The sequence below is a fragment of the Micromonospora sp. NPDC005173 genome, assembly GCF_040608515.1.
GTDB lineage: Bacteria > Actinomycetota > Actinomycetes > Mycobacteriales > Micromonosporaceae > Micromonospora.
In genome coordinates, this window is record NZ_JBEXIK010000029.1 from 41841 (window position 1) to 55502 (window position 13662).

General features: G+C 71.0%; 13 protein-coding genes and 3 pseudogenes. 5 read left to right on the forward strand and 11 right to left on the reverse strand.

The window, feature by feature from the left end:
* The first annotated feature begins 10 nt into the window (after positions 1-10).
* From ABZV00_RS26145 to ABZV00_RS26155, 3 genes are all read left to right on the forward strand, one after another.
* A complete protein-coding gene (locus ABZV00_RS26145) occupies positions 11-667 on the forward strand; it encodes a response regulator transcription factor (RefSeq protein ID WP_355610490.1) in 657 nt (218 codons plus the stop codon).
* Positions 667-1878, forward strand: a complete 1212-nt coding sequence (locus ABZV00_RS26150) for an ATP-binding protein (protein ID WP_355610492.1) — start codon at positions 667-669, stop codon at positions 1876-1878. Before ABZV00_RS26145 ends, ABZV00_RS26150 begins: the two co-directional genes overlap by 1 nt.
* Before the next feature lie 82 nt (positions 1879-1960).
* A complete protein-coding gene (locus ABZV00_RS26155) occupies positions 1961-2146 on the forward strand; it encodes a hypothetical protein (RefSeq protein WP_355610494.1) in 186 nt (61 codons plus the stop codon).
* A gap of 82 nt (positions 2147-2228) precedes the next feature.
* On the opposite strand, the pseudogene ABZV00_RS26160 reads toward ABZV00_RS26155, so the two are convergent.
* The 7 genes and pseudogenes from ABZV00_RS26160 to ABZV00_RS26190 form a co-directional block, all read right to left on the reverse strand.
* Positions 2229-2540, reverse strand: a pseudogene (locus tag ABZV00_RS26160) (cytochrome d ubiquinol oxidase subunit II); the annotation flags it as partial.
* A 63-nt stretch (positions 2541-2603) separates the two neighbouring features.
* Complete coding sequence (locus ABZV00_RS26165; protein ID WP_355610496.1) at positions 2604-3806, reverse strand: ABC transporter permease; 1203 nt, start codon at positions 3804-3806, stop codon at positions 2604-2606.
* The gene (locus ABZV00_RS26170) at positions 3803-4510 is read right to left on the reverse strand and encodes an ABC transporter ATP-binding protein (RefSeq protein WP_355610562.1); all 708 of its coding nucleotides are present in this window, start codon (positions 4508-4510) and stop codon (positions 3803-3805) included. The genes ABZV00_RS26165 and ABZV00_RS26170 overlap by 4 nt, the downstream gene beginning before the upstream one ends.
* A 2-nt stretch (positions 4511-4512) precedes the next feature.
* Positions 4513-5565 (reverse strand): peptidoglycan-binding domain-containing protein, encoded by a 1053-nt coding sequence (locus ABZV00_RS26175; protein WP_355610498.1) that lies wholly within the window; start codon positions 5563-5565, stop codon positions 4513-4515.
* Positions 5562-6137, reverse strand: a complete 576-nt coding sequence (locus ABZV00_RS26180) for a hypothetical protein (protein ID WP_355610500.1) — start codon at positions 6135-6137, stop codon at positions 5562-5564. The genes ABZV00_RS26175 and ABZV00_RS26180 overlap by 4 nt, the downstream gene beginning before the upstream one ends.
* 255 nt (positions 6138-6392) lie before the next feature.
* Entirely contained in the window at positions 6393-6953 is a 561-nt protein-coding gene (locus tag ABZV00_RS26185; RefSeq protein ID WP_355610502.1) for a HAMP domain-containing sensor histidine kinase, read from the reverse strand.
* A 917-nt stretch (positions 6954-7870) separates the two neighbouring features.
* A complete protein-coding gene (locus ABZV00_RS26190) occupies positions 7871-8275 on the reverse strand; it encodes a VOC family protein (protein WP_355610504.1) in 405 nt (134 codons plus the stop codon).
* A gap of 131 nt (positions 8276-8406) precedes the next feature.
* On the opposite strand from ABZV00_RS26190, the gene ABZV00_RS26195 reads away from it, so the two are divergent.
* On the forward strand, positions 8407-8967 hold the full coding sequence (locus tag ABZV00_RS26195) for a helix-turn-helix domain-containing protein (protein ID WP_355610506.1): 561 nt from the start codon (positions 8407-8409) through the stop codon (positions 8965-8967).
* A gap of 299 nt (positions 8968-9266) precedes the next feature.
* Here the strand turns inward: ABZV00_RS26195 and ABZV00_RS26200 are convergent, their stop codons facing one another.
* Positions 9267-10271 carry a CU044_5270 family protein gene (locus tag ABZV00_RS26200; RefSeq protein ID WP_355610508.1) on the reverse strand — a complete coding sequence of 335 codons (1005 nt, stop codon included), beginning with the start codon at positions 10269-10271 and terminating at the stop codon, positions 9267-9269.
* Positions 10268-10858, reverse strand: coding sequence for an RNA polymerase sigma factor (locus ABZV00_RS26205; protein ID WP_355610510.1), 591 nt, complete (start codon positions 10856-10858; stop codon positions 10268-10270). The genes ABZV00_RS26200 and ABZV00_RS26205 overlap by 4 nt, the downstream gene beginning before the upstream one ends.
* Before the next feature lie 127 nt (positions 10859-10985).
* On the opposite strand from ABZV00_RS26205, the pseudogene ABZV00_RS26210 reads away from it, so the two are divergent.
* Positions 10986-11202 (forward strand): annotated as a pseudogene (locus ABZV00_RS26210) (transposase); the annotation flags it as partial.
* Positions 11203-11206: 4 nt separating this feature from the next.
* Here ABZV00_RS26210 and ABZV00_RS26215 read toward each other — a convergent pair.
* Both ABZV00_RS26215 and ABZV00_RS26220 read right to left on the reverse strand, forming a co-directional pair.
* Positions 11207-11377: pseudogene (locus ABZV00_RS26215) on the reverse strand (IS5/IS1182 family transposase); the annotation flags it as partial.
* 137 nt (positions 11378-11514) lie between these two features.
* Complete coding sequence (locus tag ABZV00_RS26220; protein ID WP_355610512.1) at positions 11515-13620, reverse strand: APC family permease; 2106 nt, start codon at positions 13618-13620, stop codon at positions 11515-11517.
* Positions 13621-13662 lie beyond the last annotated feature (42 nt).

Consider the following 13662-nt stretch of genomic DNA (forward strand, 5'->3'; position numbering starts at 1 on the left):
AGGTGGCGGGGTGCGGGTCCTGGTCGTGGAGGACGAGGAGTTGATGGCCGACGCCGTCGCCGAGGGGCTGCGGCAGGAGGCCATCGCCGTCGACATCGCCTACGACGGGGCGGCGGCGCTGGAGAAGCTCGCGGTCAACGCGTACGACGTGATGGTCCTGGACCGCGACCTGCCGGGGGTGCACGGCGACGAGGTGTGCCGCCAGGTCGTGGCGCAGGGCCTGGACGTGCGGGTGCTGATGCTCACGGTGTCGGTGACGGTGGCCGAGCGGGTCGCCGGGCTCAGCCTCGGCGCCGACGACTACCTGCCCAAGCCGTTCGCGTTCGCCGAGCTGGTGGCGCGGGTGCGGGCGCTGGGCCGCCGGGCCCGCCCGGCGACGCCGCCGGTGCTGGAGCGGGCCGGGATCCGGCTCGACCCGCACCACCGGGAGACGTACCGCGACGGCCGCTACGTGAGCCTGTCCCGCCGCGAGTTCGCGGTCCTGGAGGAGCTGCTGCGGGCCGAGGGCGTGGTGGTGTCGGCCGAGACGCTGCTGGAGAAGGTCTGGGACGAGCACATGGACCCGTTCACCACCATCGTCCGGGTCACCATCAGCGGCCTGCGCCGCAAGCTGGGCGAGCCGCAGCCGATCGAGACGGTGACCGCCATCGGCTATCGAATCCGCTGATGGGGTGCTGGCGTGGCAATCTGCGGGTCCGGCTGACCGTCGTGTTCAGCCTGCTGTTTGCCATGGCGGGCGGGGCGGTGCTGACGGGGACGCTGATCCTGGTCGACAACAGCATGGAGTACAGCCTGAACGTCGCGTACGAGGAGAAGTACGCAGTGCTCCCGCCGGAGGAACAGGCCGTCGCGGGTGAGTTCATCGGGCAGAGCTTCGCCTCCAAGCAGGCGATCATGGATTCGATGCAGTCGAACCTGCTGTTCAAGGGCGGGTTGACGCTGCTGGTGGTGTGGGTGATGGTCACCGTGGCGGGCTGGTTCGTGTCGGGGCGGCTGCTGCGCCCGCTCAGCATGATCACCGCGACCGCGCACCGGATCGCCGGGCGCACCCTGCACAAGCGCATCGATCTGGACGCCCCGCCGGGCGAGGTGAAGAGCCTCGCCGACTCGTTCGACAGCATGCTCGACCGCCTCGACGAGGCCTTCGCGGGCCAGGGCCGATTCATCGCCAACGCGGCCCACGAGCTGAAGACCCCGATCGCACTCAACCGCACCCTGGTCGAGGTGGCGATGGCCCGCCCCGACAGCCCGCCGCAGGTGCGCCAGCTCGGCGAGAACCTGCTCGCCGTCAACCAGCGCCACGAACGGCTCATCGACGCCCTGCTGACGCTCGCGCGCGCCGAGGACGCGGTGACCGAGCGCCGCCAGGTCGACGTCGCGGAGCTGGCGACCATCGCCGCCGACACGACCGAGGCCCTGGCCGGGCGGCTGGCCGTGCAGATCGGCCGCGAGCTGGCCCCGGCGCCGGTGACGGGCGACCCGATCCTTCTGGAGCAGATGATCCGCAACCTGATCGACAACGCGACGCGTTACAACGTCGAGGGCGGCTGGGTGCGGGTGCAGACCGTCGCCCGGCCCCGCCACGCCGAGATCGTGGTGAGCAACACCGGCGCGGTGATCTCGTCGTACGAGGTGCCCACGCTGTTCGAGCCGTTCCGGCGGCTCACCGACCGGGTCGGCTCGTCGCGCGGCAGCGGCCTCGGGCTGTCCATCGTGCGTGCGGTCGCGCAGGCCCACCGCGGCGACGCAGTGGCGGTGCCCCGTCCCGGCGGCGGCCTGGTCGTCCGAGTGATCCTGCCCCGCTCCGCCCACCCACTCGCCGAACCGGTGATCGTCGCCCCGGCACTGCCCGAGCCCCACGACGCGCCCCACCCCTGACCCCGCCCCGCCCCGTCGCGGCGGGCCGCGCCGGGTGGTGGGAGGGTCAGCGCAGGACCGGGCCGCCGGCGAGGACGGCTCGGTGGAGTATGTGAACGGCGAGGTGGCCGTGTTCGTCGAGGAACTCGGGGCGGATCGTGGCGGCGATAGCTTCAGCCGTGACCTCGGCGGCACGGTACGGGTTGTCGGGGTCGCCGAGGAAGCGGGCTCCAGGTTCCGGGTCGACGTAGACCGCCGTGCACGGTTAGGTCGCGTCGGCGAGCGGTAGCGCCACAGCGCCGAGCGGCCGATGTCGACCCGCAGTGTGGCAGTGTCTCGGTGAGCAGCCGCAAGCTGCGGCGCGGGCGGGGTTATCCGGCGGCGGCGCGGTCGCCGGGTGCGGGCAGCTGAGCGACTTCGTACGGGATGTGGCGGGTGTCGATGCGCTTGCGGAACACCCAGTAGGTCCAGCCCTGGTAGAGCAGCACGATCGGGGTGAAGACCAGGGCCACCCAGGTCACGATCTTCAGGGTGTATGGCGTGGACGACGCGTTGGCCACGGTCAGGCTGTTGGCGGCCGGGTCGACGGTCGACGGGAGTACGAACGGGTAGAGGCCGGCGAACAGCGACGCCACGGCCAGGGCGATCGCCGCGGCGGTGCCCGCGAACGCCCAGCCCTCGCGGCCGCCCTCGGGATCGGTGCGCGCCGGCGGCGACCCCGATCGGGACGCCGCCGGCCGGTCGGCTCAGACGCCCGCCAGCGCTTCCGTCGGCGTGAGCCGGGCGGCCCGCACGGCGGGGTAAAGTCCCGCGACCGCGCCGATCAGCAGCGTCGCGGCAAACCCGCCCGCCGTCGCCCACAGCGGCACCACGGCCGGCCAGCCCTGCGTGGCCGCGTACCCGCCGGTCAGCACGACGCCGATCAGGATGCCGCCGAGGCCGCCGAGCGCTGACAGCAGCAGCGACTCCACCAGGAACTGCAGCAGGATCTGGCCGCGGGTGGCCCCGAGCGCCCGGCGCAGGCCGATCTCCGACCGGCGTTCGAGTACCGAGATGACCATCGTGTTCGTGACGCCGATCCCGCCGACCAGGAGCGCCACAGCGCCGAGGCCCAGCAGCAGGCCGCTGAACGTGTTCTCGGTGATCGTCTTGGCGGCCAGCGCGTCGGACGGCCGCGAGACCAGGACCTCGCTGGGCGCCGTCGGTTTCACGGTGCGCGGAAGGACCTTGCGCACCGTGACCACAGCGTCCTCCGCCGTACGCGTGTAGACGGTCGTCGCGTGCCCGTCGAAGCCGAGGTAGGCCGTCGCGGCCGACCAGCTGACGAGCACGGCGCAATCCAGCTCCTCGGCCAGCGGCGCCGGCCGCAGCACGCCCACCACGGTGAAGCGTTGCTTGCCGAGCACGATCTGCGGCTGTGCCGTGGCGTCGTCGATGCCGAGTCGCTGCGCCGCGGTCCAGCCCAGCACGGCAGTGGGGAAGTCGGCGGTGGGCTGGCTCAGCCACCGCCCGCTGACCGGGCTGAGCCCGACCGTTTCCGGCAGGTCGAGGCGGCCCGCGTACACGGCGAGGCTGCCGGTCTGCGCGGGGTTGACGTGCTCGTTGCGGTACGCGTGCACGTTGGGCAGCTGTCCGACCGCCGACACCGCCTCCACCGACGCGATTCTTGCGATCATGGGTATCGCCTCGTCCGGTAGCTGCGTCGGCTTGTCGTCCGACGATCTGCCCGGCTCGACAGTCAGCAGGTCGGTGCCCAGTTCGTCCAGCTGCCGGTCCAGTTCGGCCTGGCTGGAGCTGGAGATGCCGACCACGGCGATCATCGCGGCGATGCCGATCGCGATACCGAGCGCGGACAGGAACACCCGCAGTCGGCGCGATCGCAGCCCGGCCGCGCCGACCCGCAGCACATCGCCCGGCGACAGCCGCCCGGGGCGGGGTGGGGCGCTCACAGGGCCGCCCCGATCCGCGCGGCGAAAGGCACCACGCCGGGTTCGCGCTCGTCGCGCACGATGAGTCCGTCGGAGACCTCGACCCGCCGCGGCAGCCGTGCCGCCAACTCCCGGTCGTGGGTGATGACCACGACGGTGGTGCCGGCCGCGTTCAGCTCCGTCAGCAAACCCAGCACGGTCTCGCCGGAGGCGGAGTCGAGGTTGCCGGTGGGCTCGTCGGCCAGCAGCAGCGGCGGATCGCCGATCAGCGCCCGGGCGATCGCCGCCCGCTGCCGCTCACCGCCGGACAGCTCGTGCGGACGGTGGTGCAGCCGGTGGCCCAGGCCGACCCGTTCCAACGCGGCGTCGGCCCGCCTCAGCCGCTCCCGGGCGGCCACGCTCGAGTAGAGCAGGCCGTCGGCCACCGCCGTCCGCACCGCGACGCCCGGGGTCAGGTGGAACTGCTGGAAGACGAAGCCGATCGTGGCGGCCCGAAGGCCGGACAGCTGCCGGTCGGACAGGGCCGCCACGTCGTGCCCGCCGATGCGGACCTGGCCGCTGGTGGGGCGGTCCAGGGTGCCGATCAGGTTGAGGAGGCTGGACTTGCCCGATCCGGAACGCCCGACGACGGCGACCGCCTCGCCGTATGCGATGTCGAGGCTGACCCCGCGAACGGCCCGTACCCCGCCGGGGTAGGTCTTGGTGACGTCCGTCAGCTTGACCACGTTCACTGCGCGACCCCCACTGTGACGCCCTCGGCGATGCCGTCGCCGCTGATCTCGACCTTGCCGCCCGCGAACAGCCCCGTCTCCACGGGCACGACCCGGCTGGTCGCGCCGTCACGCAGTTCCACGCCGTAGCCACGCTCGCCGATGGCGAGCAGCGCCTGGATCGGCACGACGAGCACGTCGGCGTGCTCGGCGGTGACGAAGTGGACCGTCACCGGCCCGGGCTCCGGCTCGGCGGTGGCTTTCAGGACCAGCTGCACGGTCACCTTGGGCTCCCCCTGACCCGGCGGCGGATCCGTGGGCGTGCCTTCGGTGGGTGTCACCACGCCGAGCACGGTCGCCTCCACCGGTGCGCCGTCGGGCAGCGCGGCGGTGGCCTTGGCGCCCTTCTTGGCCAGGTCGGGTGCGGTGGCCGGCACCTTCGCGGTGACGATGAGGGTGGTCGGGCTGGCGGTGAGGATGTCACCGGCTGCCGGCGCCCCGAGCCGGGCCGTCGGGGTGGCGATCCGCAGCGGACCGGGTGCGACGATTACGTCCGTCGGCGCCACGGTGCCCGTGACGGGCAGCCCCAGGTCTTTCTGCCACCGCTTGACGGCGGCCGCGGTCGACGCCGAGTAGGAGGTGTCGGCCTCGAAGCCGGTGTACTTCAGCGCGACCAGGTTCGCCTCGAGCTGGGCGACGTCCGGGCCTTTGACCGCGTCGGCGAGGACCCGGTAGAACGGCAGCCCGCCGTAGAGCAGCACGATCGGGTTGTTGTCCGCACGCAGCAGCGGCTGTCCGCGCCGAACCGTGCTGCCGGCCGCCGCGAGCCAGGTCAGGGTGCCGGCCGCCTTGGACGTGACCGCCGACGGCTGGCTGTAGCCGATCTCGCCCTCGACGACCGTGGCCGCCGTGATCGTGGACCGCGTCACCTTGACCGTGTCGACCGCGGGAGTGCCGACGGGGCTGTCGTCCCCGCCCCCCGCGAAGGCCCCGGCGGACATCGCCGCCGCCGCGGCGACCACCGCGGCGGCGACGACACCGAAAAGCACACGGCGCCATCGGCCGCTCATCCGACACCCGGCCCGTCGGTGCTCTTGGGATTGCAGATCGCCGACGCCGCCTTGTACGCCGGTTCCGCCATCCGGCCCCTGAGTTCCTGCTTCTGGCGGCTCTCGGTGGCGGCGTCGACCGGGGCGGGGTCGGGATCAGGATCGGGGTAGTCCGGCACGCCGTTGTTGCGCATGCACGCCGCGATCGCCCGGCGCTCGCGCAGTTGCTCCTCGGTCGGCTTGGGGAGCGTGTCCTTTACCGGGGGGTCCAGCGCGGGCCACTTCTGGAAGCACTCGACCAGTTCGGGAGTCAGCTCGCCCTCCGGCAGGCCCGAGAAATCCACCATCTTGTCGTGACCGAGGTAGCGGACCGACAGGCCCTTCTCGTTCAGGCACGTCGCGAGGTTCTGCTTCTGCTTGTCGTACGCGTCCCACTGGCCGCCGGTGCCGGAGTTCGCCTCGCCGGTGGTCTCCGACTGTCCCGGCCCGCACGCCGTCAACACCGCCACTAGCAACGGCGTGCACGCCGCCACTGCCGCGTACCGAATGCCACGCCCTGAACGCCGGCCCACACGTCTGCCGTCGATCGGCATCCACGTCTCCTTTGGAGGTAGGTTTCGCATCGCGTGCGACGTGTCCGCTCCGACGGGAATGTCGTACGCGATGCCTGTGCTGGACGCCGGAAGGGTTCACCCGCCGTCTCGGTACGCAGTCCAGCAGAGGTGGTGTTATGGGGCGGTGAGCAGATTTCCACACATCCCGCTAACATAATCGGAAGTCGATCGATTTACTGATTCTTCGGGTGTGGGCGTGGGTTCACGCCCGCGGGGCGTCAGTGCGGGGCAGGATCACGCGCACGGACAGGCCGCCGTCGGGACGGGGGATGGCCAGCGCGTCGCCGCCATGGGCCTGGGCGACCGCACGCACGATGGACAGGCCAGACCGCTGCCCCTGGCCGAACCCACCCGGTCGGTGAGCCGGCGGAACGGCTCGAACAGCGCCGGCACCTCGTGCGGCGAGATCAGCGCGCCCGTATTGGTCACGATGATCTCGGCCTGCCGGGCCTCGGCCAGGGTCTGCACCCACACGAAGCCGTGCGGGTGGTTGTAGCGGACCGCGTTGTCGACCAGGTTGCGGATCAACTGCTCCAGCAGGTTCGGGTCGCCGACCACCGGCGCCGCCGCGAGTTGCGCCTGGACCTGCACCTGCTGCTCCGCGGCCGCCTTCGCGGTGACGTCGAGCGCATACCCCGCCAGTTGCGCCAGGTCGACCGACCGCCGGTCGGTGACCGCCTCGTCTGCCTTGGCCAGGGTGAGCAGCGAGTCGATCAGCCGTTCGTGGCGCAGGTTGACCGCGAGCAGGTTCTCGCCGAGCCGCAGCACCCGCGGCGGGCTGTCCGGGCGGGCCATCGCCACATCGAGCGGGGTGCGGCTCTTCGTCGTCCACCACCAGCACCCGCATACACCCTCCTCGCCAGACTGCCCTGCGTAAGTATCCGGAGGTCGCGTTAGCCGGCGGTGAACGATTCCGCTCACGCGCCGCTAACATGCCGGAAGCCGCGCGCGCTGGCCGACTACCGGCAGAGGGCTGAAAGCGTTGACTCGAAAATGTGAGTGATGTGCTGGTCAGGCGGTTGCGGGGATGATCGTGACGACGTAGCCGAGGCGCTCGCGTTGGGCGATAGCCCATACACCTCCGGCACGTACTCCGGAAGGCGCCACCGGTGCCGGTTCAACATCCAGGTCGTCGGCTCCTTCCACGGCACCCTCGTGCTCACCGGTGTACCCCAGACAGGAGCGATGCACGATGCGAAGGCCTGGCGCGAGTCCGGACTCGCCGCGATCTTCACCGGCCGGCTGCACGCCGACGGAGGGCCCGGGCGGGTTCGCCGACGCCGCCTACTCCGGCACCGGCCTGCGCGTGCCCCACCGTCGGCAGAAAGGCCAGGCCTTGACCGAGTCGACCCGCGAGCACAACTGCGCGATCGAGTTCGCCAGGCTGGGCTGTGTGCGCCGATATGCGTTCGAGGGCAACCCTTCACTCCGGCCTATTGCCCGCCTGATGAGGTCACTGGTCGTGGGGGAGGGGCCCGTCGTACCGGAATGTCGGCGGTTCGTCCTCGCCGTCGCAACGGAGATAGCGGTGCTGCAGAGGCGGACTGGGATGGTCACGGGCGCCGAGGTAGGTGCCGGCTTGCAGCAGGAGAATGGTGTGCGGAGGGGGACCCGTCCTCGTCGACCTCCATGGGGGAATCTGATCGCTATCGAGAGTGGGACAGCGCCACACCGTCCGGGCGGACGACGCCCGGCGTGTCCGGTGAGCGCACCTAGCGGTCGGCGTATTCGCCCGTGGGCTCGATCGGCGTGATGACGTCGATCAGCACGCCGTTGGGGTCGGCCACGATGAAGTGCCGCTGACCGAAGTCCTCACGACGCAGGTCCAGCTCCGCTCGCAGCCCACCCTCGACGACGAGACGGTGCCACTCCGCGTCCACATCAGACACCTCGAAGTTGAGCAGCAGCCCGCGCACCGGCTTCCGGAACCCGTCCGGGATCGTCGGATGGGTGTGGTCCAGGAGTGCGAGCTCGTACGCCAGTGGGCCCAGCCGGCGCAGGCTCACATACCAGTCCGCCTCGAACGTGGTCTCGAAGCCGAACCACTCGGCGTAGAACGCGTGCGACTCCTTCAGCTGCGCCGTGCAGATCACCGGGTAGAAGCTGGTCAACCGCATGATCACTCCATTCACATACCATCGGTATCTGAGCTGACGATATTGGCGTACCATCGGTATGTCAACGGTGGGTGCGGCGCTGGGAGGCCGCGGGCGGCGGGCAGGGGCGTATGCGGCGGGCGGAACAGCGGGTGCGGACCCGGCAAGCGCTGGTGCGCGAGAGCCGGCGGCTGTTCGCAACGCTGGGGTACGGCGTGGTCGGCCTCTCACAGATTGTTGCCGCTGCCGGCGTGACCAAAGGCGCGCTGTACCACCACTTCGCCAGCAAGGCCGACGTCTTCCGGGCGGTCCTCGAGCAGGTACAGCAGGAGGTGGCCGAGCAGGTCGTCGCGGCCGCCGAGGCGCAGGACGACTCGTGGGCGCGGTTGACGGCAGGCTGCAGGGCGTTCCTCACCGCAAGCACCGCCCCGGAAATCCAGCAGATCATGCTGGTCGACGGGCCGGCCGTGCTGGGCTGGGCCGAGTGGCGGGCCCTTGACGAGGCGGCGTCCGCGCGCCACCTCGCCGAGGCGCTCGCCGACCTGATCGCGGACGGGACGATCGCGGCGCAGCCGGTCACGCCGCTAGCCCACCTGCTCTCCGGCGCGATGAACGAGTCAGCGCTGTGGCTCGCCACGACGACCAGCCCGCACGCGCTGGCGCAGACCTGGGCCGCACTCGCCCGCCTGCTGGAGGGCCTCCGCGCCCGCTGACCACCGCGGGGACATGCCAGCCGGTACGCCAAGGCGGCCCGGCGACCTGCACCCAGCCCAGTGAACACCGCGCGGCCTGGCCGGGCGACGGTCGCAGGTCGAGCATCCTGATATCTCCCCCGTGTGGCACGCTGGCCTGCCCCATGACGGCGCGCTGATCTCGGTATTACTGACGTGGGCGCTGCCGGTGAGCCGGCACCGCGTGGCTCGGGCATGGACGACCCGTATGACGAGCTGCACTTCGAGTGCCGATGTACGGGGCGGGCAGGGCCCCCGTGCGCCCGCTCGCCCCGTACCGGTCACTTCGGCAGTTGGCTGGCGCTGCTGACGACTGCGACGGTCAGCACCGCCGCCGAGTTGATCGTCTGTCCGGCCTTCATCCCGTCCTGGTCGCGGACGACCACCGACCGCTCACCGAGGTACGCGTAGCTCTGCCGGTCGAAGATCAGCTCGGTGCGGAAGCCCTGCACCTCGTTCAGGGCCAGCGCCACCCCGGCCCGCCCGGCCTCGTCTGTGACGTCGCCGACCACCCGTACACCGGGAATCTTGGCGACCGCGGTGAAGACCGCGGCGAGCGACGCCGGCGACAGGTACGCCTCCCGGATCAAGTCGCCGGCCGCGGTGAACGCCTGTTGGTCGCGCGGGTTCTTGGTGCCCGCTCCCTTGGCGTAGAGGTACACCAGCATGGCGTCGGCGTCGGTCGGCACGTCCGCGTGGTAACCGGGGGTGGGCGTGCACTCCACCTCGGCGGTCTTTCCGTACTTGGTGGCGACACTCTTGCCGTCGCGGCAGCCGGGCAGCGGGGTCTCGTCCCAGTCACCGGCGCCGCCGCGCGGACGCTCGCGGAGCAGCCCGTCCCGGGTGCCGTCGGCGGAGAGCCAGATCTGGCGCTGCATCGGTCTGGTCGTCCCCGGCCCGGGCTCGGCCTCGTTCCGGCTCAGCGCCGTGGCAATCGACTCGATGTAGACGAACTGGTTGCCCCGCACGGTGACGGCGGGCTGGCGTTGCGCCTGGGCGGCGGCACCGGCCAGGATCCGCTCAGCGGCCGACGCACTGGACGCCGGGGCCTGGCCGTCCATCGGCACCACCTGGGTGACCAGGACGCCGGCGGTGAGCACCGCCGCCATCCCGCCCACCGCGGCCATGCGCCAACCGAACCGGGGCGCGGTGAACCGGGGCGCCCGGAACCGGCCGTGGGGATGCCTCGCCTCGGTCAGCACGCGGTGTCGCAGCCGGGCCGGCGGGACGGCCGTGTCCGGGTCGAGCGTCCTGCCGAATTCGTCCAGGGTCTTCAGGTCGTTCATCGGTCCACCTCGAGGAAGTCAGCGGGGTTGGTGTCGCCGAGCGCGTCGCGCAGCTTCCGGCGGGCGCGGTGCAGCCGGGAGCGCACCGTGCCGATCTTGATGTTCAGGGTCTCGGCGACCTCCTCATAGCTGAGATCGCTCCAGGCGACGAGCAGCAGCACGTCGCGGTCGCCGGGAGAAAGTCGGCGTAGCGCGTCGACCAGCGGGCGGCGGTTCGCCTGGGCGCTGACCGAGGCGGCGACGCGGTCGGCGAACCCGTCGGCGATGTCGCCGCTCCCGGCCCGTCCCATGGCCCGGTAGCGGGCCTCCTCGGCCCGGCGGTGCCGGGCGATCTCTTTGGTGAGGATGCCGAAGAACCACGGTCGGGCGTCAGTGCGGGCGAGGTCGTAGGCCCCCCGCCGCCGGAACGCGGCGAGGAAGGTCTCGGCGACCACGTCCTCGGCCCGTTCCGGCCCGATCCGCCGGTGGGCGTATCGGTAGAGCTGGGCGGCGTACCGGTCGTACAGCACCCCGAACTGTTCGGCGTCACTCTGGGACGCCGCGATGGCCGTGGCATCGCTGACGCCACCGCCCACCACCGCGGTCACCACGGTGGACGGTTCTGTTTGAGTCGACTCACGAATGGACCTCCCGTCCACGGACGATCTGACACCCTGTCTCTCCTCCAGCGCCGTATCGAGTTCTCGACGGGTGTGCGTGGACGGGGTCGCCGACCGCCGCGGTCACGGAACGCTTTATGACGCCCTCGCCTGCGGCGACCGGACCTCAACCGGTTGCGCACCGCCCTCGCGACGGCGCCGCTGCCACGGGCAGCAGACGGGCCGTCTCATTCTGGCGGTGGTCATCACCTGCTGGCTTCGGCCGGAGGCTGCACACCTCCCCGCAGCGGATCCTGTTCCGCACTTATGGACGCGGCAAGGGCCAGAACCTTGCGTACCAGGCGTCGCCGCACTGGTCGTAGATCCCCCTTTTTGGCGGGCGCCAGCAGCATGCTGATGTGCCCGCACGACCGACGAGTCCACGCTGATCGCCCACTGCACCGGTGTGCCGTCGTCATGAACCTGCGCCGCCGCGAGCACCCGATCCCACGTCCCGTCCGCTGTCCAGTAACGAACCTCTGTGTCAAGGCGTTGGCAGCAGAGAGGTGCCGTTAGATCCACAGACCCGGCGAGGATGCTGGCCCTGCCCGGCTCGGAAACCATTCGGCAAATGAGTCAGGGCACGCGGTCGGCCCGAGCCCGCGTCAGCGAGCGGTCTGGGGAGGGGCCTCGGACAGGCGTATGGGCATGCTGGTGATGACGACGCGGGGTAGGCGGCGCAGGGCCTTGCGGAGGCGGTGCTCGATTCGTGTGTGCAGGATCTTCTGCCACGGATGGTCCACCACCACCTCGGGTATGACCACCGTGAGAGTGATGTCTGGACTTCTGTCGTGCAGTTGGGCGATGTACTGGGCCAGGGGTTCGAGGATCTCACGGTGCGGTGACGCCACGGTCTCCAGCCGGATGTGGTCGCCCCAGGCTGTCCACTCGTCGCGGAGCCGGTCGGCTTCCTGATCTTCGGGGCTGACGTGCACGGCGAGTGACGGCTGGCCGAGCGACACCACGTAGGCGAGAGCACGCAGGGTTGTCCGGTCGAACCGGGCGACCGGGACGACGAGTAGGTGGCGTATGTGTTGGGGTAGGAATTCTTGTGTCATGTCCGGCTCACTCGTGTTTTCGGAGGGCACCTGTGTTGGCGCGGGGGCGGGGCGCAGGGACACCGTCTGCCGTACCTGGTCGTAGTGCCGTCGTATCCGTAGGCACACCAGCACCAGCACCGGCACGGCGATGACGACCACCCAGGCGCCCGCGGTGAACTTGGTGATTGCGGCGGTCACCAGCACGATCGCCGAGAGCACCGCTCCAAACGCGTTTACCGCGGCCCTGCGCCGCCAGCCCGGTTCACGGTGACGCCGCCAGTGGTTCACCATGCCGACCTGCGAGAGCGTGAACGCCAGGAAGACACCGACCGCGAAGAGCGGGATCAGGGCCTGCGTGCGGCCCCCGAACGCGGTGAGGATCACCGCGGCGGAGACTGAGAGGGCAACCAGGCCGTTGCTGAGGGCCAGCCGTTCACCCAGGTGCAGGAATCGGCGCGGGACGTAGGCGTCGCGGGCCATGAAGTACAGCAACCGAGGCAGATCGTTGTACGAGGTGTTCGCGGCCAGCAGCAGGACCAGCGCGGTGGCTGCCTGGACGATCACGTACCACGGTCCGTGGGGGAAGGTGCGGTGAGCGAGTTGGGACAGCAGGGTCTCGTCCGCTCGCGGGACCAGGCCGTTGAGGTGGATCAGGAACATCAGGCCCGCGAAGAGGAGGACCAGGAGGCTGACCATCCAGGTGAGCACGGTGCGGGCGTTGCGCCACTCGGTGGGGCGGAGGGCCGGTACGGCGTTGGACACTGCCTCGATGCCGGTCATCGAGGTAGCGCCGGAGGCGAATGCGCGCGCGATGAGCAGCACGCCGAGAGCCTCCGTCGCGGGCACCGGTGGCGTCGGGGTCACGGTGAAGCCGCGTGCCCCGGCCTGCGCGAGCCCGACAAGCGTCAGCCCCCCGATCACGATCAGGAACAGGTAGGTGGGGGCGGCGAAGATGTTTCCCGCGACGCGGATCCCGCGCAGGTTCCCGGTCAGCAGGGCGGCGATGACCGCCAACGACAGAGGTACGGACAGTGGGGTCAGCGCCGGCAGAGCCGAGGTGATCGCGGCGATTCCGGCCGCCACCGACACGGACACGGTCAGCACGTAGTCGAGGATGAGACCGGCCGCCGCGGTCAGGCCGGCCCGGGGGCCGATGCTGTCGCTGGCCACCAGGTAGGAGCCCGCGCCGTGCGGGTAGGCGCGCACGGTCTGCCGGTACGAAAGGCCGACCGCGATCATCAACACAACCAGAGCGCCGGCGATCGGCAAGGACAGCCCCAGGGCCGCACCTCCGGCGAGGACCAGAATGGTCAGCATCGCCTCCGGCCCGTACGCCACCGACGACAACAGGTCGGACGAGAGGATCGGCAGCGCGATCAGTTTGCGCATGCGTTCCCGCAGCGTGGACGCGCTGGACAGGGGTGGCCCGAGCAGCACCCGACGTGCCCGGACGGCGAGTCGGCCCCGGAGCGTGTCGGGCTGTTCCGCCGCTGTCGTCGTGGTCAGCTGACCGGGTTGGTCCGGCCGGAACTCTTCGTTCGACCCTCGGGCGTGGGCAGCGCCCGGCCTGGAGGGGCGAAGCTCGGGATCCACCGGTAGCGCCCGCACCGGTTCCTCGGCCCGCCACTGGTCACCGAGCCGGCGCAGCGCCTCAATGTCCTGCGCCGACATGGGCGGAAACTCCGCTGATGGGCTCACAGAAGTCGTGGGCCG